Source organism: Dactylosporangium sp. NPDC049140 (genome assembly GCF_040648435.1).
On sequence record NZ_JBEZDS010000029.1, the window covers coordinates 92,567 to 113,352 of the forward strand.

The 20,786-nt window shown below is 73.4% G+C and carries 18 protein-coding genes; 8 read left to right on the top strand and 10 right to left on the bottom strand.

What is annotated here, in order from left to right; genetic code table 11:
• Positions 1-220: 220 nt before the first annotated feature.
• Genes AB0B76_RS36105 through AB0B76_RS36115 form a run of 3 tightly spaced genes read right to left on the bottom strand, consistent with a single transcriptional unit; the run spans position 221 to position 2,493 of the window.
• Complete coding sequence (locus tag AB0B76_RS36105; protein WP_360383992.1) at positions 221-748, bottom strand: hypothetical protein; 528 nt, start codon at positions 746-748, stop codon at positions 221-223.
• Positions 745-1,428 (bottom strand): isoprenylcysteine carboxylmethyltransferase family protein, encoded by a 684-nt coding sequence (locus AB0B76_RS36110; protein ID WP_360383994.1) that lies wholly within the window; start codon positions 1,426-1,428, stop codon positions 745-747. The genes AB0B76_RS36105 and AB0B76_RS36110 overlap by 4 nt, the downstream gene beginning before the upstream one ends.
• Before the next feature lie 48 nt (positions 1,429-1,476).
• The gene (locus AB0B76_RS36115) at positions 1,477-2,493 is read right to left on the bottom strand and encodes an alpha/beta fold hydrolase (protein ID WP_360383997.1); all 1,017 of its coding nucleotides are present in this window, start codon (positions 2,491-2,493) and stop codon (positions 1,477-1,479) included.
• Between the two features lie 111 nt (positions 2,494-2,604).
• Here AB0B76_RS36115 and AB0B76_RS36120 point away from each other — a divergent pair, with 111 nt between their 5' ends.
• The 4 genes from AB0B76_RS36120 to AB0B76_RS36135 all read left to right on the top strand — a co-directional run bounded on the left by AB0B76_RS36120 (position 2,605) and on the right by AB0B76_RS36135 (position 6,265).
• A complete protein-coding gene (locus AB0B76_RS36120; RefSeq protein WP_360383999.1) occupies positions 2,605-3,537 on the top strand; it encodes a Gfo/Idh/MocA family oxidoreductase in 933 nt (310 codons plus the stop codon).
• A 46-nt stretch (positions 3,538-3,583) separates the two neighbouring features.
• Positions 3,584-4,345, top strand: coding sequence for an alpha/beta hydrolase (locus AB0B76_RS36125; RefSeq protein ID WP_360384002.1), 762 nt, complete (start codon positions 3,584-3,586; stop codon positions 4,343-4,345).
• Between the two features lie 79 nt (positions 4,346-4,424).
• On the top strand, positions 4,425-4,964 hold the full coding sequence (locus AB0B76_RS36130) for a helix-turn-helix domain-containing protein (protein ID WP_360384005.1): 540 nt from the start codon (positions 4,425-4,427) through the stop codon (positions 4,962-4,964).
• Positions 4,961-6,265, top strand: coding sequence for an MFS transporter (locus AB0B76_RS36135; protein ID WP_360384007.1), 1,305 nt, complete (start codon positions 4,961-4,963; stop codon positions 6,263-6,265). The genes AB0B76_RS36130 and AB0B76_RS36135 overlap by 4 nt, the downstream gene beginning before the upstream one ends.
• Positions 6,266-7,228: 963 nt before the next feature.
• Here the strand turns inward: AB0B76_RS36135 and AB0B76_RS36140 are convergent.
• The 6 genes from AB0B76_RS36140 to AB0B76_RS36165 form a co-directional block, all read right to left on the bottom strand.
• The gene (locus AB0B76_RS36140; protein WP_360384010.1) at positions 7,229-7,903 is read right to left on the bottom strand and encodes an HAD family hydrolase; all 675 of its coding nucleotides are present in this window, start codon (positions 7,901-7,903) and stop codon (positions 7,229-7,231) included.
• 98 nt (positions 7,904-8,001) lie between these two features.
• Complete coding sequence (locus AB0B76_RS36145; protein WP_360384013.1) at positions 8,002-9,666, bottom strand: cellulase family glycosylhydrolase; 1,665 nt, start codon at positions 9,664-9,666, stop codon at positions 8,002-8,004.
• A gap of 89 nt (positions 9,667-9,755) precedes the next feature.
• Positions 9,756-10,502: a class I SAM-dependent methyltransferase gene (locus AB0B76_RS36150; protein ID WP_360384016.1), complete on the bottom strand. Its 747-nt coding sequence runs from the start codon at positions 10,500-10,502 to the stop codon at positions 9,756-9,758.
• 38 nt (positions 10,503-10,540) lie between these two features.
• Positions 10,541-11,824, bottom strand: a complete 1,284-nt coding sequence (locus tag AB0B76_RS36155; protein WP_360384018.1) for an Hsp70 family protein — start codon at positions 11,822-11,824, stop codon at positions 10,541-10,543.
• A gap of 19 nt (positions 11,825-11,843) precedes the next feature.
• Entirely contained in the window at positions 11,844-15,770 is a 3,927-nt protein-coding gene (locus AB0B76_RS36160; RefSeq protein WP_360384120.1) for a bifunctional nitrate reductase/sulfite reductase flavoprotein subunit alpha, read from the bottom strand.
• Between the two features lie 133 nt (positions 15,771-15,903).
• Positions 15,904-16,290, bottom strand: a complete 387-nt coding sequence (locus AB0B76_RS36165; protein ID WP_360384021.1) for a MerR family transcriptional regulator — start codon at positions 16,288-16,290, stop codon at positions 15,904-15,906.
• A gap of 153 nt (positions 16,291-16,443) precedes the next feature.
• Between AB0B76_RS36165 and AB0B76_RS36170 the strand changes: the two genes are divergently transcribed.
• The 4 genes from AB0B76_RS36170 (at position 16,444) to AB0B76_RS36185 (ending at position 19,589) form a co-directional block, all read left to right on the top strand.
• Positions 16,444-17,655, top strand: coding sequence for an inorganic phosphate transporter (locus AB0B76_RS36170; RefSeq protein ID WP_360384024.1), 1,212 nt, complete (start codon positions 16,444-16,446; stop codon positions 17,653-17,655).
• Entirely contained in the window at positions 17,655-17,972 is a 318-nt protein-coding gene (locus AB0B76_RS36175) for a hypothetical protein (RefSeq protein ID WP_360384027.1), read from the top strand. The genes AB0B76_RS36170 and AB0B76_RS36175 overlap by 1 nt, the downstream gene beginning before the upstream one ends.
• Before the next feature lie 9 nt (positions 17,973-17,981).
• On the top strand, positions 17,982-18,293 hold the full coding sequence (locus AB0B76_RS36180; protein ID WP_360384030.1) for a DUF3349 domain-containing protein: 312 nt from the start codon (positions 17,982-17,984) through the stop codon (positions 18,291-18,293).
• A 120-nt stretch (positions 18,294-18,413) separates the two neighbouring features.
• The gene (locus AB0B76_RS36185; protein ID WP_360384033.1) at positions 18,414-19,589 is read left to right on the top strand and encodes a DUF1996 domain-containing protein; all 1,176 of its coding nucleotides are present in this window, start codon (positions 18,414-18,416) and stop codon (positions 19,587-19,589) included.
• Here AB0B76_RS36185 and AB0B76_RS36190 read toward each other — a convergent pair.
• Positions 19,580-20,776 carry a sigma-70 family RNA polymerase sigma factor gene (locus AB0B76_RS36190; protein ID WP_360384123.1) on the bottom strand — a complete coding sequence of 399 codons (1,197 nt, stop codon included), beginning with the start codon at positions 20,774-20,776 and terminating at the stop codon, positions 19,580-19,582. The two genes, AB0B76_RS36185 and AB0B76_RS36190, sit on opposite strands and share 10 nt — an antisense overlap.
• Positions 20,777-20,786 lie beyond the last annotated feature (10 nt).

The following is a 20,786-nucleotide window of genomic DNA, read 5'->3' on the forward strand; positions in this document are numbered from 1 at the left end:
TGCATCAATCTTGTCGATCGGTTTCGGCCCGGCAATCGGCCGACCGGCGACCCGCGGCACACCGGATCGGCGCCCCGGCCTAGTCCTGAAGCGGCCCGTCGCCGCCATCCGCACGAACCATCCCGGCATCGACAACCAGTGCCAGGCGACGAATGGGTCGATTGCCGGCACGTCGACGCCGGCAATTCGGTGGCGTACGGCCGCCCGGCGGCGCGGCCGGCTAACCGCGGGCCGCGGCGAGCAGGCTGAGCGCCGCGACGACCGGCACCGCCGCGAGCAGGATGTTGCCGACCCGCGGCCGGCGGAGGACCGGCCCGCCGGGGCCGGGCCCGGCCGGGGTGCGCTCGACCAGCTCGACGACCGGGCGCATCCGCGCGTCCGCGGTACCCGGCCGGATCGAGCTGACGGACAGCATCGCCGGCTCCCAGACGCGCACGCTGATCTTCCGGCCGTCGTCGAGGACCATCCTCAGCGACAGGTACTCGACGGTGGCGAACCCGGTGATCCGGGACCGCGGCACCTCGTACCGCACGAACGTGTTGCCCACCACCACCCGCGCCGGGTCGACGGTGAAGGTCACCGCCGGCCCGTCGAGGTAGGCGAACACGACCACCAGGGCCGCCGCGCAGCCGAGCAGGCCGACGGGCAGCCACGGCGCCGGCCGGTTGGCGGCGACGGCGAGGGGAAAGACCAGCAGGACGCCGCCCATCACGAAGAACGGCAGCGCATCCATCCGGCGGATCGTCATGGACCGATGGTCGCACCGCCGCGCGCGTAGGCCTCGTAGTCGCGGCCGTACCGGGCGCGCAGGTCCCGCTCCTCGAAGCGGATGCCGACCGCGATGTACCCGCTGGAGGCGACGGCGAAGACGAGGTGCCCGGCGCTCATGTGCGGCGTGGCCCAGAACGTGATGACCAGGCCCAGCATCATCGGGTGGCGGACCAGCGCGTACAGGCCGCTGCCCGTGAACGGCGGCTCGCGGTAGGCGCGCCGGCGAAGGTACACATAAGCCTGCTTCAAGCCCAGGAAGTCGGCGTGGTCGACCGCGAACGTGGCCCAGACGACGAGTATCCAGGCCGCTGCGAACAGGACCCAGATCGCGGCCGACCACGGGCCGCCCACCCGCCAGATCGTCGCGGGCGCCGGCTGCCACCAGCCGAACACCGCGAACAGCATCAACCCGGCGGCCAGGACGTACGTGCTGCGCTCGACCGGCGCCGGGATCAGCCGCTTGAACCAGGCGCGGGCCATGACCGTGTGCTGGACGGCGAACGCGAGCAGCAGCGCCCCGTCGATCGCGAGGGCGGCCCCGGCCGGTCGGGTGGCGGGCCCGTCCATGCCGCCCGCGAGGAACACGACCGCCCAGGCGGAGCTGAGCAGGAAGCCGGCGTACGCGATGACGGCGTATCCGGCGATGACGAGGCGCATGCCCCGATCGTGCCCGGGCCGCCCGCCCGGAACAGGCGGGGAAATACCTCAGTTCGCGGCCCACCAGGCGGCGATCTGCGCCCGCGACCGGAAGCCCATCCGCGCCCGGATCCGCTCGACGTGGGCCTCGGCCGAGCGTTCGGTGATGCCGAGGCGCTCGCCGATCTCCCGGTTCGTGGACCCCGCGGCGATGAGCGCGGCCACCTCCCGCTGCCGCGCGGTAAGCGTCGGCCCGGCGCCCCGGTGCCGCCCCGGCAGCCCCAGGAACTGGCGGATCAGGCTGGTCACCGGCCGGGTGTCGCCGATGTACGGCAGGTGCGAGCGCCCCGCGACCGCCTCGAACCGCGCGTGCGCGATACCGCCGGCGAGCCGCCGCCCCTGCTCGACGGGCGCGGCCCGGTCCCGGAGCCGGTGCACGACGAGCGTCGGCGCGCCGATGCGCGGGAGAAGATCCAGAACGTCGATGCGGTACGCGAGCCCGAGCATCGCGTGCGCCGTGTCGGCGTCGGCGGCCTCGCGCTGGTAGCGGGCGAACGCGGCCCGGGTCACCGCGTCGGCGTCGGGCGCGAAGACGTCGGTGAGCAGGTCGGAGCCGAGCCCCCAGTGCTGGCGGACCAGGCCGAGCACGTGCCCCCGGATCTCGGGCGAGGCGATGTCGGCGCCGCGGGCCCACCCGCCGTACAACACGAGCCGCCGCACCGAGCCGGGCTCCAGCGCGGCCCAGGCGGCCGCGACGGGCGCGCCGAGCGAGATGCCCATCAGGTCGAACCGCTCGACCCCGGCGGCGGCGACGACCGCGCGGAGGGCGTCGAGCTCGTCCTCCAGGGTGTACTCGCCGGCGCCCTCCCGCGCCGGGGAGAGCCCGGTGCCGGGCTTGTCGTACCGGATGAGCTTCCGGCCGTCGGCGAGCGCCTCGTAGAAGGCCCGCTCGGCGGGGAGCGCCCAGCCGCGCTCCAGGTGGCCGAGCCAGCCGGAGACGTACACCAGCGGCGGCCCGGACCCGGTCACCGCATAGGCGACCTGTCCCCCGGCGGCCGGGGCCGCCATCGCGATCCGCTGGCTCATCCCGGCATTGTGCCCTTTTTCCGGCGCTTGGCGATGAGATCCGCGATCGCGTTGCACAGGCGGCCCACCCAGGACCGGCTCCCGTCGAACTCTTGCCGATACAGTTCGATCATGAGGCTGGGAATCGTCGGGGCGGGCGAGGTCGCGTGGCGCCATGCGGCGGCCGCGGCCCGGGTGGACGGGCTCACGCTCACCGTCGTGGCCGACCGGGACCCGGACCGGGCCGCGCGGCTCGCCGGGCGGTACGCGGCCCGCGCCGTGACCGCGTTCGACGACGTGCTCGCCGCCGCGGATCTGGTCGTGCTGGCGGTACCGCACGCCGACCACGAGGCGCTGACGGTCCGCGCGGCCGCGGCCGGGCGGCAGGTGCTGGTCGAGAAGCCGATGGCGGTCACGGCCGCGGCGTGCGACCGCATGATCGCGGCGGCCGGGGAGCGCCTGCGGGTCGGGCAGCAGGGGCGGTTCTTCGCGCAGGTGCGGGCCGCCCGCGAGGAGCTCGGCAAACTCGGGATGCCGCTGTTGTACCTCGAACGCCGCTCCACCGACTACGCCCGCGCCGACCGCCCGGCCTGGTTCGCGGACCCCTCCCGGGCCGGCGGCGGGATCGCGATGCTCGTCGGCGTGCACAGCATCGACCGGGCGAGCTGGCTGCTCGGCGGCCGGCCGCGCGCGGTCGCCGGGACGGTCGCGACCCCGTCCGGCTGGACGGTCGAGACGAGCGCGGCCGCCACCGTGTACCTCGACAACGGCCGCCGGGCCCACCTCACGCTCGTGGACTCGCCCGCGTTCTTCCACGAGACCACGATCGTCTGCGAGCGCGGCACCCTGACCATCGACCCCGGCGGCGTGAGCGTCGGCGCCCGCCGGGTGCTGGACGTCGACGGCGACGCGGAGTACACCGCCTCCTTCCGCCGCCAGTACGAGGCCATCCTGCGCGGCGACCCGACGGCGACCCCGCAGGAGGGCCGGCAGGCGGTCGCGACGGTCGAGGCGTGGTACCGCTCCGCCGCCGGCGCCGGCGAACCGGAGACGGTCAGGCTCTAGGCGAAACCGCGGCGCCTTCTCAGCGGTCCTACACGGTATGCGACTCGTGACCTTACTGGGCGGCGTGCTGCTCCTCGCCGCCTGCGCCGCCCCCGCGCCCGCGCCCGCCGGACCGCCCGCCTCCGCCGCGCCGACCCTGCGTTCGCCGGCCCCGACCCCCGGCCTGTGCGGCGACCCCGCGCTCGACGACAAACAGGTGGCCTTCCCCGGCGGCCACGGCACGCTCCTGGCCGGGTACCTGCTCGGCGCCGGCGACGTCACGCTCGTGCTCGCCCCGCAGGCCAGCGCCACCGGCTGCTCCTGGCTGGCGTGGGCGAAGGGCAAGGCGGCGGCCGGGTACCGCGTGCTCGCCTTCGACTTCAACGGCGAGGGCCGCTCGCCCCGCGCCGACACCGGCCATGGCTCCGACGACGTGACCGCCGCCGTGGCCTTCGCGCGCACCGCCGGCAGCGGCCGCGTGGTCCTGGCCGGCGCCTCCCGCGGCGCGACGGCGACCCTGATCGCCGCGGCCCGCCTCGACCCGCCGCCGGCCGCCGTGATCAGCCTGTCGGGCCCGGGCGACTACGCGGGCGAGAGCGCGCTGGCGGCGGTACCGAAGCTGACCGCCCCGGTCCTGTACGTGGCGGCCACGGGCGACAGCGCGTTCGCGACGGCGGCTCAGGCCATGTACGACGCAACGCCGGGCGAGCGCCGCAAGCTCGCCCTGGTCCCGGGCAGCCTGCACGGCACGGGCCTGCTCAGCATCACCGCCGAGGGCACGGCCGAGGCGACGCGGGCCGTCGACGACTTCCTGCGCACCATCGCCTGACCCTCGGCCCCCGGTCTTCGGTCGGCGGCCGTACCGGACCCCTCTTGACCAATGGTCAAGAATCGTTGACCATTGTCCCATGCCCGACGACGATCTCCCCGAGACGTTCCACGTCACCACCGAAGAGCAGCTACGCGCCGTTTCCAACCTCACGCGTCACCGGATCATCGCCGCGCTGCGGTTCGAGCCGGCAACGATCACGCAGATCGCCGAACGGGTGGGTCTGGCGAAGGGGAGCTCCAGCTACCACGTGCGGCTGCTCGAACGGGCCGGCCTGGTGAAGGTGGTGCGGACGCGGAAGGTGCGGGGGGTCATCGAGCGGTACTACGCGATGGCCGCACGGACGATCGAGCTACCGGATCCGGGGGCGGGGCAGCCGGATGTGTTGATGCGGCACGCGGTGGCGGACCTGGAGGCCGCGCCGGCAGACGGCGAGCGGCACGTACAGCTGGCGCATCTGCGGCTCACCGACGAACAGTTCGCGGAGCTGGGGTCGCGGCTGCAGGCGTTGGCGGACGAGTACCGCGCGCTGTCCGATCCGTCGCTGCCGGACGCGTCACTCGTCTTCGCCCTGTTCCACCCGGCATCGCGCGAGCAGGCCGAAGGGGACGCCGAATGACCTCCGACCTCCGGAAGCTGCCGCCCGGGTTCGGGCGGCTGTGGACCGCGCAGACGGTGTCCTCGCTCGGCGACGGGGTGACGCATGCCGCGCTGCCGCTGCTGGCATTGACCTTGACCCGGAACCCGATGGCGCTGGCCGTCGTCACGGCCGCCGGGACGCTGCCCTGGCTGCTGTTCGGGGTCCTCGGCGGCGCACTGGTCGACCGCTGGGACCGCCGCCGCACGATGTGGGTCGCCGACACAGCCCGGGCGGTGCTGCTCGCGATACCGGCCGCCGCGGCCGCACTCGACATGCTGAGCATCCCACTGCTCGCCGCCCTCGCGTTCCTCCTCGCCCTCGGCGGGCTCTTCTTCGACACCGCCGCCACCGCCTACCTGCCCGACCTGCTCGGCCGCGACCCCGCGCGCCTGGAACGCGCCAACGCCCGCCTCCGCGGCACCCAGACCGCCGCATCCGGCTTCGCCGGCCCACCCGCAGGCAGCGCCCTGCTCACCCTCGGCCGGACGGTCCCACTCCTCGCCGACGCGGTGTCGTTCGCGCTCTCCGCACTACTCGTACGGACACTGCCCGCCGCACCCCACCCCGTACCGCAGGCCCGCGAGTCGCTCCTGCGGCAAGCGCGGGCCGGCGCCTCCTACGTGTTCCAGGACCGGCTGCTGCTCGGACTCGCACTGCGCCCAGCGGTCGGGAACATCGCCTTCCTCGCCGTGGAGACCGTCCTCGCCCTCTTCGCCCACGACCGCCTCGGCACCGGCCCCTTCGGCTTCGGCCTGCTCCTCACCGCCGAAGCCACCGGCGGCCTCCTCGGCGCGGGCATCGCCTCCGTCCTCGGCCGGCGACTCGGCACCGGCGCGGCACTCACCGCCACGGCCACGGTCGAAGGGCTCGCCATCCTGGGCCTCGCCACCGCCCCCAACCCGTACGTGGCCGGCCTCGCCCTCGCCGTCTGCGGAGCCGGGATGGGTGCCACCATGGTCCTCGCGCCCTCCCTCCGGCAGGCGATCGTCCCGGCCCAACTGATGGGCCGGGTCGCCGCCACCTCCCGCATGCTCGCCATGTGCGCCGCCCCCATCGGCGCCTTCCTCGGCGGCTGGCTGGCCACCACCTACGACATCCGCACCCCGCTCTACACCGCCGCCGGCCTCCTCCTGGCCATGACCGCCGTCACCGCCACCATGACCAGCAACCGCCGGGTCGAGGCGGCGCTGCGGGGCGTTGCCGCGACCGGCGGGGATCCCGTCCGGGAGGGTGCGCCGGAATTGTGTGACGCCCTCGCGGACGGTGCCACAAAGGCTTGACCGACAGTTTCAACCGGACGGTCGGACGCGCCGGCGTGCATGGCAGTCGGACGCTCCTACGGATGCCAGCCGAAAAGCGAAGAGCGAAGAGATCGGGCTGTGGCTCGCCGAGCAGCCAGGCGGCCTCGACCGTCCAGTCCGGCCGGAGGATCGCCCGGGCGGCGCCCGACCACTCGATCTGCCGCGGCGTGGACGGCAGCCCCGGGCCGGGGAGGCTCCGGGTCTTCTCGACGCGCCGCACCACCTCGGGATGGTCGGGCGGCACGGCCACAAGGCCCGCCTCGACCGCCTCCACGGCCACGAGCAGCGGTGGCACCACGACGGTCCGCGCGGGTGAGGTGACCGAGCCGGTGAACTGCCGGATGTCGCCCTCGATGCCGTACTCCTCCGCGGTGTCCGCGAAGCTCGCCTCCTGCTCCGGCGTCGGCTCGAACCCGCCGCTGTCGAACCCGACCGTCACCGCGCCGCCGGGCACGAACGCGAACTGCTCGTCGCCCACCGCGAACAGCGCGACGGGCCCGCGCCGCCCGGCGTACTCATACGGCCGGACCTCGGTCAGCTCGGACCCGGACCGCTCGGCGATCGACCGCGCCACCGAGGCGGCAGCGTCGGTATCGAGGCTGAACCACTGCGCGGCGTCGACGATCACCGCCGCAGCCTAGCGGCCGTTGCCGGCCGGCCGACGCTGCGCCTCAGGCCTTGGTGCCGAGTCTCGGCCACGCTCAGCCGCAGGTACAGCCCCAAGGACTCGGGCATGACCGAGATCCACCGGCGGATCTCCACGCCGTTCTCCGGGGTCAGCGGCACCCCGGCGATCGTGGCCGAGCCCGAGGTCGGGCGATGAGGGTGCCGAGGGTGCGCACCGTCGTGGTCTTGCCGACGCCGTCGGGCCCGAGGAAGCCGAAGACCTCGCCGTAGCCGGCCTCGAAGGAGACGTCCCGGAACCATACGAGCCGCCCGCCTTTACGGCACGGCCGGCTCGGCGGCGCCGGCGCGCTCCAGCAACGCCGGGAGCTCACGCATGTCGTGGAAGACGATCGTGCCCGGACCCGCCAGGCGGTCCGCGGCGGTGAGACCGCCCGCGTAGGCCAGGCAGGGCATGCCCGCGGCCCGGGCCGCCTGGGCGCCGTACCGGCTGTCCTCGACGACCACGCACGCCGCCGGTGGTACACCCAGGCTGTTCGCGGCGTGCAGGAACAGGTCGGGCGCCGGCTTGCCCCGGGCCACCTCGGTGGCGCTGAAGATCCGCCCGGCGAAGCGCTCGTACAGCCCGGTGTGGCCCAGGGTGTGCCGCAGCTTCTCGTGCGTGCCGCTGGAGGCCACGCACGTCGGCGTGGTGATGCGGTCCAGCGCCTCGACGACCCCGTCGACCGCGGTCAGCCCGGCGTCGACGGCCAGCCGGTGCTCGGCCTCGAACCGCTCCGTCCAGGCCGCGGCCGCGGCGGGGCCGAGCTGTGCCCCGATGCTCTCGGCGATCGCCGCGTGGGAGCGCCCGATGAACCGCTCGATGACCTCGTCCGCGGTCAGCGGCCAGCCGAGCCGCGCCAGGATGGCCACGTTGACCCGCACCGCAATACGTTCACTGTCGACGAGCACGCCGTCGCAGTCGAAGATGACGAGCTCCACCTTGTTGATCATCGAGTCAGCATAGCCATGGGCACCCGAAGGCCCGGCCCGGCCGACTGTCGCTGGTCGGCCGGGCCGGGGTTGTGCCGGGCCGCGGCCCGGAGCTCACCTCAGGCGGTGCAGGACACCGTCGGCGTGGCGTTCGTGCCGGTCCACGTGCCCGTGAAGCCGAAGGACGTGGTGCCGTTCGCGGGGATCGTGCCGTTGTACGCCATGTTCGTCACTGTCACCGCGGAGCCCGACGTCGTCAGGGTGCCGTTCCACAGCTGGGTGATGGCCTGGCCGTTGGCGTACGTCCACTTGACCGTCCACTTGGAGATGGCCGACGTGCCGGCCTTCACCGTCACCGCGACCTGGAAGCCGCCCGGCGAGCCCGGCCACTGGCTGGTGACCTCGTACGTGGCGGAGCAGGCGCCGTTGGCCGGTGGCGGTGACGACGACGCCGGCGGGGACGACGGCGGGCGGGAGGACGGGGGCTGCGAGGACGGCGGCCGTGAGGTCGGGCCGCCGGTCGGTCCGCCGCCGCCCGCGGGCGGGTTCAGGTACGGGCCGACGATGTTCATCTTCGTCTGGTTCACGGTGATCCAGTCGTCGCCGACGATGCCGCCGGTGTCGCCCGAGTCCGGGTTCCACGACCAGTACGTGAACGACATGCCGTTGGTGCCGCTGCCCATGTAGGCCATCAGCTTCGTCAGCCACTGCGTGTCCAGCGGGTTCTGCAGGGTGCTGCCGAACTCGCCGACCAGCACCGGGGCGATGTTCTGCTTGTACAGGTAGCCCCAGAAGTGGTCCCACACGTCGGGCAGGTTGTTCGGGAAGTTCGAGTCCTTGAACCACGGCTGCCGGTCGTACACCGAGATGCCGTAGTCGTGCGCCGAGTACACCAGGCGGTTGGCCACATTGAGCCGGACCGGGTACGTGCCCGCTTTGGACAGGTTGCCGCCCCACCAGTCGCACGCCATCGGGTCGTCCGGGACGTTGTCGTACACGTTCGGCGACCCGCCGTTGCCGTCGCAGCTGACGCCCTCGACGAAGATCAGCCAGTTGGGGTTCGTCTGCAGGACCGCGTTGCCGATGCGCTCGGCGGCCAGGCGCCAGTCCTTCGTGGTGTCGCCGCAGCCCCAGCAGGAGCCGGTGCCGTTGGGCTCGGTGCCGTCGGCGTGCGGCTCGTTGAACAGGTCCGCGCCGATGACCGTCGGGTTGTTCGCGTACCGCGACGCCAGCGACTGCCAGTCGGCGATCTCACTGGCCTCGGAGGCGGCGGCGGTGTACCACAGGGCGGTCTGGCCGGCGGCCGTCGGCCGGTGCCGGTCGAGGATGATGCGCATCCCCTTGCCGCCGGCGTAGTTGACGACCTTGTCCAGGATCTGCAGCGGGGACAGCCCGATGAGGTCCGGGTTGGTATCGGTGTTGATGCTCGTGGCCGTCGCGCCGGCGCGCAGGGAGTCGCCGGTGTACGGCACCCGGATGGTGTTGAACCCGAGCTGGGCCATGTGGTCCAGCTGCTGGGTCCAGCTCGCCGGCTTGCCCGCCCACAGCCCGTGGAAGGTGTGGTTGTCGGTCTCCATGCCGAACCAGTTGATACCGGTGAGCCGGACCGTCGCGCCGGTCGAGTCGACGATCTTGTTGCCGCTGGTGTGCAGGTAACCGGTGCCGGTCCCGGCGGATGCGCTGCCGGCGCTGAACGCGACGGCGATCAGCGCACCGGCCGCGACCGCGGCCAGGGCCGCCGCACCGCCGATCGCTGTTCTCGTCCTGGAAGATCTGAGGCCCATGCCCGCATCGTGAGCGCCGAAAACGATCGCCGTCAATCACGGACCGTCACGGACCACCGCTTACGTGCGGCGGCGGCTGAAACTTACGGTCACGACGACGCCAGCCGGTACACCGACACGTGCGAGCGCGACTCGCCGGTGAACTCGGCCCCGGACCAGTCGGCGTCGCGCGACTCGAGGGTGAACCCGGCCAGCTGCCCCATCAGGTCGAGCTCGGACGGCCAGATGTACCGGTGCGGGCTGCGCCCCAGCCGGGCGTGCCGGGTGCCGTCGAAGTCGAACGTGAAGTGGTGCGACACGATCCGCTGGTTGAGCACGTCGAACGTGTCCAGGCCCAGGTAGCCCGGCTCCGAGCCGAACACGACCGCGGTCTGCCCGGGCGGCAGCCGGCGCAGGTCCGGCACCTCCAGCTCGACGACGAACCGCCCGCCCGGCACGAGGTGGCGGGCCGCGTTGCGGAAGCACGCGACCTGCTCCGGCTGGGTCAGCAGGTTCGAGATGGTGTTGAAAACCAGATAGACGAGGTTGTACTCGCCCGGCGCGGTCGCGTGCGCCATGTCGCCGACCACGACCGGGATCTCGGACTCCCCGGCCTTGGACCGCAGCCGCGCCAGCATCGGCCCCGACAGCTCGATCCCCGTCACCGGCACCCCCGCGGCGTGCAGCGGCACCGCGATGCGCCCGGTGCCGATCGCGAACTCCAGGGCCGCGCCGCCGGCGGCGAGGGACGCGAGCCGGGCCACCGCCGGGTCGACGACCGCCGCGGCGAACATGCCCTCCCCCGGCGTGTCGTAGCGCTCGGCGGTGTCGTCGTCCCAGATCTCGTCCTGTCGCATGGCCTCGACCATTTCGGACCGCGGCGCCGGTTGTCCAGTCAATTGGGCCCGGGTAACACGGCGGTGTCCTCGCGCACCACGGTCGGCAGGTGGTCGGGGATGCGCCAGGCCGGGCCGAGGCCCGCGGCCCCCGGCTCCGCGGCCGGGAACAGCGTGACGTCGTGGAAGTGGCGCAGCCCGCGCTCGTCGCGCCGGCGGGACCACCGGTCGCCCGGGTGCTCGGCGTGGTCGGGGAGGCTCAGCCGGTACCGCCGCCGCAGCTCCTCGATCGTCGACGCCGTCGCGCGCCAGGTCGTCGTGACGTGCCCGCCGCCGACGGCGTACGTGCGCTGCTCGTCCAGCGTCAGCTCGGCCAGGCCCGCGGGCTCGCCGCCGGCCAGCAGCAGCGCCCCGGCCGTGACCGCGAACCGCGGGTGGCGCAACACCAGCGGCTCCCCGCCGATCAGCCGGGCCACCAGCGGCGTCGCCGCCGCCCGCCCGGTCAGCAGCCACGGCACGCCGTCGCCGAGCCCGGCCGCGGCCAGCGCCGAACGCGCCGTCACGACCGTCGCGGCCAGGGCCGGGCGCAGCGCCGCCTCGAGCTCGCCGCGGGTCAGCAGCCCGGCGCCGGCGTTCAGCGGCTCCAGGGTCTCCTGCCGCGACAGCGCCTCCCGGGCCTCGCGGGCGTTGTCCAGCAACAACATCCAGCCCCGCCGGTCGTGCGCCGGCTCGCCGAGCGCCTCCCGGAACCGGTCGGCGGCGAGCCGGTCGAGCACCAGCCCGCCGGTCGGGTTCGTGTCCGCCGCCACCACCTCGAACGCATCCCCGGCCCGCACCACGACCGCGGCCTCGAAACCACCGGCGCCGAGGTGGTACACCAGCACCGCCCCGCCGTCGGGCACCTCCCGCCCGGGCAGCAGCGTGCAGTACGCGGCCGCGGCGACCGGCCGGGCCACCAGAGACGGCGACGGCAGCCCGGCGGCGACGGCCGCGTCGGCGAGCGCCTGCCGCCGCGACTCGGGCCAGCTCGCCGGCACCGTGAGCACGACCCGCTCCGGGCGCGCGTCCCCGGCGATGCGGCGCAGCGTCTGCGCGGCGTCGCTGACCGCGGTCGGGCTGCGGCCCAGCTCGAGCTTCGGCGCGGGCCGGAACCAGTCGGAGTCGATCCGGGCCCGCCGCACCGCGTCGGCACCGGTGACGTAGCCGGCCGCGTTGACCAGCACCGCCGACGGCAGCTCCTCGCGGCCGTCGACCCGCACCGGCGCCACCACCCCGTCGGCGCCGCACACCAGCGCCACCGTGGCGGCGGTGCCGTAGTCCACGACGAGCCACCGCACGCTCATCGGCCCACAGTAGTGCCATTCAGTACACGTCGCGCACGTACCGTTTCTCCGCCGCCAACTGCTTCACGTAGGCCGCCGCCGCGCCCTCGTCCATCCCGCCGTGCGCCGCCACGATCTCGCGCAGGGTCGCGTCCACGTCCTTCGCCATCCGGGTCGCGTCGCCGCACACGTAGAAGTGCGCCCCGTCGCGCAGCCACGACCACAGGTGCGCCCCGTGCTCACGCATCCGGTCCTGCACGTACACCTTCGCCCGCTGGTCCCGCGAGAACGCCACATCCAGCCGGGTCAGCACCCCGCCGTCCCGCAGCCGCTCCAGGTCCTCGGCGTAGTAGTAGTCCGTCGCCCGCCGCTGCTCGCCGAAGAACAGCCAGTTCGCCCCGCGCGCCCCGCGGGCCTGCCGCTCCTGCAGGAACGCCACGAACGGCGCCACCCCCGTCCCCGGCCCCACCATGATCATCGGCACGGCGTCGTCGGCCGGCGGCCGGAAGTGCGCAGAGCGCTGCAGGAACACGCGCACCGGCGCGTCCGGGCCGGCATCGGCCAGATACGTCGAACAGACCCCCTTGCGCACCCGCCCGGCCCCGTTGTCGAAGCGCACCACCGACACCGTGGTCGCCACCCGGGTCGGCGACAGCAACGGCGACGACGAGATCGAGTACTGCCGCGGCTGCAACCGCTTCAGCACCCCCACCCACTCGTCCGCGTCCGCCTTGACCGCGTGCTCGGCGACGACATCGACGGCCTGCCGCCCCCAGGTGTACTTCGCCAGCTCCCCCTGGTTGTCCGGGCGCAGCAGCGTCCGCAGTGGACTGTCGGGGCCCCGGTCGGCGACGAAACGCATCAGGTCCGGGGTGATCCGCGTGATGTCGAGCCGGTGCAGCAGCGCCCCCCGCAGCTCGACCTCCCCGCCGACGTCCACGATGGACACCGGGTCCAGCCCGGTCACCGCCAGCCACTCCTCGACCAGGTCGGCGCAGTTGACCGGCCACACCCCGAGCGCATCCCCGGCCGCGTACCCGAAGTCGGCGTCCACGTCGAAGACGAACTCCCGCACCTCCTTCGCCGACCCGGGCCGGCTCAGCAGCCGGTTGCCGCGCAGCGTCGCCGCCACCACGTCCCCGCGGCCCGCCTTGCGCGGCGCCGCCGCCGTCGCGGGACTGCGCAACGCCTGCAGTACCGCATCGAGCCAGCCGTGCGCCGCCGTCTCGAAGTCCGGCTCGCAGTCGACCCGCGCCGTCAGCGACTGCGCCCCCAGCTCCGTCAGCCGCGCGTCGAGGCGCCGGCCGTGCCCGCAGAAGTCCGCGTAGCTCGAGTCACCGAAGGCCAGCACCGCGTACCGCCGCCCATCCAGCCGCGGCGCGTCGCCCTGCAGCGAGTCCCAGAACGCCGCCCCGTTGTCCGGCGCGTCACCGTCGCCGAACGTGCTGGTGATGACCAGCAGGTCGTTGCGCCCGCCGAGCAGGTCCCCGGCCGCCGCCGTCATCCCGCGCAGGTTCGCCCGCCAGCCCTCGTCGGCCAGCCGCCGCTCGACGTGCGCGGCGAACTCCTCCGCGTTGCCGGTCTGCGACGCCCACAGGATCTCGATCGTCCGCGCCGTGCTCTCGGCCGCCGCCGGCGCCCCCGGCCGGTGATAGGAGCCGGCCAGGTACCCGTCCACCCACGCGCCCCGGCCCGCGTCGAACGGCGCCCCCGCCGGCAGCCGCGGCACGAACCCCGGCGCCGGCGGGTTGTGCTCCAGGGCCCGCAGGAAGCCCCCGAGGTACATCCGCTCGACCTCCGTGAACGGCGGCGGCCCGGAGTCCAGGGCGTCCACCGCCGACCCGGCCGCGACCCGGGTCAGGCTCACCGCGCAGACCTTCAGCTCCGGCTGGAACGAGATCGGGTCCACCGCGTCCGACGTGACCGCGTTCACCGCGACATCGGCGCCGAACAGATCGCCCCAGTGGAACGGCGCGAAACAGTTCCCCGGCCGCACCCGGTCGGTGACCGTCGCCGGCAGCACCGCCCGGCCCCGCCGCGACGCCACCTCCACCGAGTCGCCGTCGACGACCCCGAGCCGCTGCGCATCCGCCGGGTGCAGCTCCACGAACGGGCCCGGGTTGAGCTTGTTGAGCTTCGCCACCTTGCCGGTCTTGGTCAGCGTGTGCCACTGGTGCTGCACCCGGCCGGTGTTGAGCAGGAACGGGAAGTCGTCGTCGGGCAGCTCCGCCGGGTCCAGATGCGGACGCGGGAAGAACACCGCCCGGCCGCTCGCCGTCGCGAACGTCAGGCGCGGCCCGGCGCCTTCGTTGCGGTACCGGATGGGATTGCGGCTCTTCGACCCCGGCGCGGCGGGCCACTGCACCGGCCCCTGCCGCAGCCGCGGGTAGTCCACCCCGCGCAGGTCATAGCCCGTCTGCGGGTTGTAGAAGCCGCGGATCTCGGCGAACACCTCCTCCGCCGACTCGTAGCGGAACGCGTCGCCGTAGCCCATCGCCACCGCGACCCGCGCGATCAGCTCCCAGTCCGCCAGCGCCTCCCCGGGCGCGTCGGCGACCGCCCCGACCAGCGTCAGGTTCCGCTCCGAATTGATCATCACGCCGTCGATCTCCGACCACATCGCGGCCGGCAGCACGACATCGGCGAAGGCGTTGGTCTCCGTCTCCGCGTAGGCGTCCTGGGTGATCACCAGCTCGGCCCGCTCCAGCCCGGCCACCACCGTCTTGCGGTTGCCGACCGACGCGACGGGGTTGGTGCAGATGATCCAGCACGCCTTCACCTCGCCGGCCGCCATGCGCTCGAACAGCTCGACCGTTCCCCGGCCGACGTCGGTGCGCAGCGTGCCCCCGGGCAGCCCCCACGCCCGCTCCACGAACACCCGGTCGGCCTCCACCAGCACCGAGCGCTGCCCCGGCAGGCCCGGCCCCATGTACCCCATTTCCCGGCCGCCCATCGCGTTGGGCTGCCCGGTCAGCGAGAACGGCCCGCTGCCCGGCCGGCAGATCGCGCCCGTGGCCAGGTGCAGGTTCACCAGCGCGTTCGTGTTCCAGGTGCCGTGCGTACTCTGGTTGAGCCCCATCGTCCAGCAGCTCATCCACTCCCCGGCGGCCGCGATGGCGTCCGCGGCCCGCCTGAGGTCGGCCTCCGGCACGCCCGTGATCTCCGCGACCCGCTCCGGCGGGTAGTCGGCCAGGAACGCCGGCATCGCCTCCCAGCCCTCGGTGTGCTCGGCGATGAACGCCTCGTCCACGTGGCCGCCGGCCACGAGCAGGTGCAGCAGCCCGTTGAGCAGCGCCAGGTCGGTGCCGGGCCGCACCGGCAGGAAGATGTCGGCCTTCTCGGCGGTCGCGGTGCGTCGCGGGTCGGCCACGATGAGCTTCGCGCCGGCCTTGATGCGGTCCAGCATGCGCAGGTACAGGATCGGATGGCAGTCGGCCATGTTGGAGCCGATCACGAAGAACAGGTCCGCGCGGTCGAAGTCGTCGTAGGAGCCCGGCGGCCCGTCGGCGCCGAGGGACAGCTTGTACCCGCTGCCCGCACTGGCCATGCACAGCCGCGAGTTGGACTCGATCTGGTTCGTGCGCACGAAACCCTTGGCGAGCTTGTTCGCCAGGTACTGCGCCTCGAGCGTCATCTGCCCCGACACGTAGAACGCGACCGCGTCCGGCCCGTGCTCGTCGATGATCGCCCGCAGCCGCGCCGCCGTGTACGCGACCGCCTCGTCCAGCTTCGCCGCGGCCCGCGGCTCGTCACGGCCCCGCCGCAGCTGCGCGCGCTCCAGCCGCCCGGGCCCGGCGAGCATCTCGGCGCTCGTGGCCCCCTTGGTGCAGAGCCGCCCGGCGTTGGCGGGGTGCTCCTTGTCGCCGAGCACCTTGAGCACGCGGCGGCGGCCATCGGGGTCCGTCGCCACGTCGAGGACCATGCCGCAGCCGACCCCGCAGTAGGAACAGACCGTGCGGGTCTGCATCACGCGACGAACGTACAAACGGTCAGTTACACACGTGTCACGCCGACTTCTCTTCCTGAATTACGCCGATCCCACATCGACGCCCGCCGCGGTGTGAAGATCCCTCCCGGCACTCGTCGGTGATGGCTCTTGTTCACCTGGACGTTATGTTCACCGCGGCGGCGGTCAGCTCGGTGCGGTACCACTGAATCTTTTCCCGGATTCGTCCCTGTTCGTCCCGCAACGCGGCGATCTTCGCCTCGATGTCGCGGTCGTGCTCCTCCAGCAGCTCGGCGCGCTCGGCGAACGTGTCGTCGCCGCCCCGGGCCAGCTCGGCGTAGCGCAGCATCCGGGCGATCGGCATGCCGGTGTCGCGCAGGCAGCGCAGTATCCCCAGCCAGTTCAGGTCGTCGTCGGTGAAGACGCGCTGGCCGCCGGCGTTGCGGTCGACGCTGTCGAGCAGGCCGATGCGCTCGTAGTACCGCAGCGTGTCGAGGCTGAACCCGGTCCGCTCGACCGCTTCGCGCGGGGTGTACGTCATCCCCCCTTTGTACCGGTACAGCCGCCTGATGGCGACCCCGTTCCAGGCCATCCGGCACCGGCAGGTGAACGGCAGATGTACGGCGGCCGAACATTTCCGGAGGACCCCCTCCCCCCACTGTCGCCGCTGCTGGACCGGCGCGACGATCAGCGCGTGACAGAAACCACCGTGGTGCTTGTCCTGGTGATCGTGACCGCCCTCGGGTTCGACTTCACCAACGGCTTCCACGACACAGCGAATGCGATGGCCACCTCCATCGCGACGAAGGCTCTGCGGCCCAAGACCGCCGTGCTGCTGTCGGGCATCCTGAATCTCGTCGGCGCGTTCCTCAGCGTCGAGGTCGCGCTCACCGTCACCAACGCGGTGGTGAAGATCCAGAACTCGGACGGCACACCGAAGGCGAACCTGCTCGAAGGCGGCGGTTCCGCGCTGCTCCTCATCGTGCTCGCCGGCCTCTGCGGCGGGATCGTCTGGAACCTGCTGACCTGGCTGCTGGGCCTGCCCTCCAGCTCCTCCCACGCGCTGTTCGGCGGCCTGGTCGGCGCCACCATCGCGGGCCTGGGCTGGGCCGGGGTCAACTGGAACGGCAACGGCACCAAGCTCGACGGCCTCGTCGGCAAGGTGCTGCTGCCCGCGGTCATGTCGCCGGTCATCGCGGGCGTGATCGCCGCGGTCGGCACCTGGCTGATCTACAAGGTCACGCTCGGGGTCGCGCAGCGGTTCACCGACAACGGGTTCCGCTGGGGCCAGATCGGCTCGGCGTCGCTGGTGTCGCTGGCGCACGGTACGAACGACGCCCAGAAGACGATGGGCGTCATCACCCTCGCCCTCATCGCCGCCGGCGAATGGACCGACACCAAGAACATCCCGTTCTGGGTCAAGGCCGCGTGCGCCCTCGCCATCGCGGCCGGCACCTACCTCGGCGGCTGGCGGATCATCCGCACGCTCGGCAAGGGCCTCGTGGAGATCGCGCCGCCGCAGGGCATGGCCGCCGAGTCGTCCTCGGCCGCCGTCATCCTCGTCTCCAGCCACCTCGGGTTCGCCCTGTCCACGACGCACGTGGCGACGGGCTCCATCCTCGGCACCGGCGTCGGCAAGCCCGGCGCCCAGGTGCGCTGGGCCGTGGCCGGGCGCATGGTGCTCGCCTGGCTGATCACGCTCCCGGCGGCCGCCGTCGTCGGCGGCGTGATGTGGTGGATCGGCCACCTCATCGGCGGCCTGCCCGGCGCCATCGTGGTCTTCCTCATCCTCGTCGCGCTCGCCGGGTACATGTACTGGCACTCGCGCAAGAAGCCGGTCGATCACAACAACGTCAACGATGAGTGGGAGCCCGCTCCCTCCGAGATGGCCGAGGCGGTCCGCTGATGTCGCAGAACCTGCAGTTCGCCTTGCAGGCCGCCTGGCGGGTCCTGCTCGCGGGCCTGATCCTCGGCGCCGGCCTGCCGACCCTCTTCGCGCTCGGCGTGCGCTCGCTCGCCTGGGGCGCCGGCGGCGACGCCGAGGTCCACGCCGGCGGCACGGCCGGCGCGAAGGCGCAGCCGATCGGGACGGTCCTGGGCTGGGTGTGCTTCATCGTGGTGCTGCTCGGCGTCGTGCTGGGCATCACCTTCATCGTGGCCAGCGGCTTCGGCAAGGCGCTGAGCTTCGAGCACATCTACCCGACGATCGTCGACAAGAAGTAGGGAGCATCCGTGAGCGAGTCCCGCTCCAACTTCCTCATCCGCAGCATCGGCTGGCTGCGCGCCGGCTACCCGACCGGCGTGCCGCGCCAGGACTACGTGGCCCTCCTGGGCATCCTGCGCCGGAAGCTGACCGAGGACGAGATCCGCAAGATCGCCCGCGACCTCGCCGACCAGTCCGAGGGCGACCCGATCTCGGCCGAGGACATCGAGGGCATGATCAAGGACGAGGTGCTGCAGACGGCGACCCCCGAGGACGTCGTCCGCGTCTCCGCGCACCTCGCCGCCGGCGGCTGGCCCCTGGCCGACCCGCCGACCGAGTAGAGCGACCTACCCGGGAGCGCCCGCGCAGGCCTGTGCGGGCGCTCCCGGCTGTGGTGGGCTTTAAGGAACCTTTAGAAAGGTTCCGGAGCGGCGCCGGTCGCGCCTACCATGGCCGCGGCCGTGATCAGCTATGTGTGGAGTGGGCTCGTGTCGAACACCGTGCTGGCACGGTTCGCCCGGAACAGGCTCGCGATCGGTGCGGGCGTGGCCGTCGTCGCCGTCATCGCCGGCCTGACCGTGTACTTCAGCGGCGCCTCGGCCGAGCCCGAGCCCGTGCCCGCCGGCGCCGACAGTGGCCTGGCCACCGCCTCCGACCAGGCCGGCCAGTCGTCCGCGGACGCCACGGCCCCGCCGGCGTCCGCGCCGGGGGCGGCGACCGCGTCGGCCACGGCGGCGGCCAAGCCGCCCGCGACCGGCTGGGTGCCGGTGGACAAGGCGGCGTGGAAGGCGCAGACCGACGCGTACAACGCGCTGAAGACCGACCCGGTCCCGGCCGGCGTGGGCAACCTGGCGGAGTTCCGGGCCGACTGCGCGTACAGCCACTCCGCCGCCGACGACCCGATCGTCTTCCCGGGCCTGCCGGGCGCCTCGCACATGCACTCGTTCGTCGGCAACGCGGCCACGAAGGCCGACACGACGCCGGCCGACCTCATGAAGTTCACGGCCACGAGCTGCAAGCCGGCCCAGGACCACTCCGCGTACTGGGTGCCGACGCTGTACGACGCCGCGACCGGCAAGCCGGCGGAGACGACGGGCTTCCGGGTGTACTACCGGACGCTCGCGAGCACGTCGGCCGGTCAGCTGCCGATGCCCACCGGGCTGCGCATGATCTCCGGGGACGCCAAGAAGAGCCAGCCCACCCCGCGGGGCGCGAAGGGCCAGTTCTACTGCGCGTTCTACGGCCCCGGCGACCTCGACGGCATCGCCCGCAGCAGCAACGGCAACTGGCCGATCTGCGGCGGCACCGCGACCCTGCACTTCATGCTGCAGTTCCCGGACTGCTGGGACGGCGAGCACCTGGACAGCCCGAACCACAAGGACCACGTGGCGTACGGCGGCAACAACACGTGCCCGGCGAGCCACCCGGTGAAGATCCCGGCGCTCACCTTCGACATCCAGTACGGCGTGAAGGGCACGACCGAGGGCTACTACCTCTCGTCGGACAAGGAGGGCCGCAGCGCGTCCTCCATGCACGGCGACGCGTTCGTGGTGTGGGACCCGGCCACCATGAACAGCCGCACGAAGAACTGCCTCCTGCAGCGCCGCACCTGCGACGACTTCGGCTATCAGAAGTAGATTCGGTCGGCCCGGGCCGACAGGAACGCGCGCTCGGGCTCGTTCGTGGTGAGCGTCGCGGCCCGGCGGTACGCCTCCGCCGCCTCCTCGGGCCGGCCCAGCCGTTCGAGCAGGTCGGCCTTGATCGCCGGCAGGTACTGGTAGCCGGCCAGGCGCGGTTCGCCCTCCAGGGCCTCGACCTCGCGCAGGGCCGGCCCGGGGCCGTGCACCCGTGACAGGGGCACGGTGCGGTTCAGGACCACGACCGGCGACGGCCAGACGGCGAGCAGCTCGTCGTACAGCTGCAGGATCTGCGGCCAGTCGGTCGCCGCGAAGGTGGGGGCCTGGGCGTGCAGCGCCGCGATCGCGGCCTGCAGGACGTAGCGGCCCGGGCGGCGGCTCAGCGCGCCGACGATGAGCTCGTGGGCCTCGGCGATCGCGGCCCGGTCCCAGCGGGAACGGTCCTGGTCCTCCAGGCGCACGGGGCGGCCGTCGGCGTCGGCGCGGGTCGCGCGGCGGGCGTCGGTGACCAGCAGCAGCGCCAGCAGGCCGCGGACCTCCGGCTCGCCGGGCAGGAGCGCGCGCAGCAGGCGGGCCAGGCGCAGCGCCTGGTCGGCGAGGTCGGCGCGCAGCAGGGTCCCGCCCGACGGGGCGGTGTGGCCGGTGGTGTACAGCAGGTGGATCACGCCGAGCACGCCGCGGAGCCGTTCGGGGAGGTCGGCCGCGGCGGGGACGCGGTACGGGATGCGCGCCGCGGCGATCTTCTTCTTGGCGCGGGTCAGCCGTGCCGCCATGGTCGCCTCGGAGACCAGGAAGGCGCGGGCGATCTCGGCGGTGGTCAGGCCGCACACGATCCGCAGGGTGAGGGCCGGCTGCACGTCGGGGGCCAGGGCCGGGTGGCAGCACAGGAAGACCAGGCGCAGCCGCTCGTCAGGCACCGCGTCGGCGAGCCGGTCCAGCGCCGGATCGTCGCGCTCCTCGTCGTTGTCGTCCGGGGGCGGGGTGAGGAACGCGAGCTTGGTGCGGTAGACCCGTTCGCGGCGGATCGCGTCGACGGCACGGCGCCGCGCGGCGGTGGTGAGCCAGCCGGCCGGGTTCGCCGGGACGCCGTCGGCGGGCCACGACCGCAGGGCGGCGGCGTACGCCTCCTGCACACACTCCTCGGCCAGTTCCAGGTCGCGGGCGACGCGCACCGTGGCGGCGAGCACGAGGCCCCAG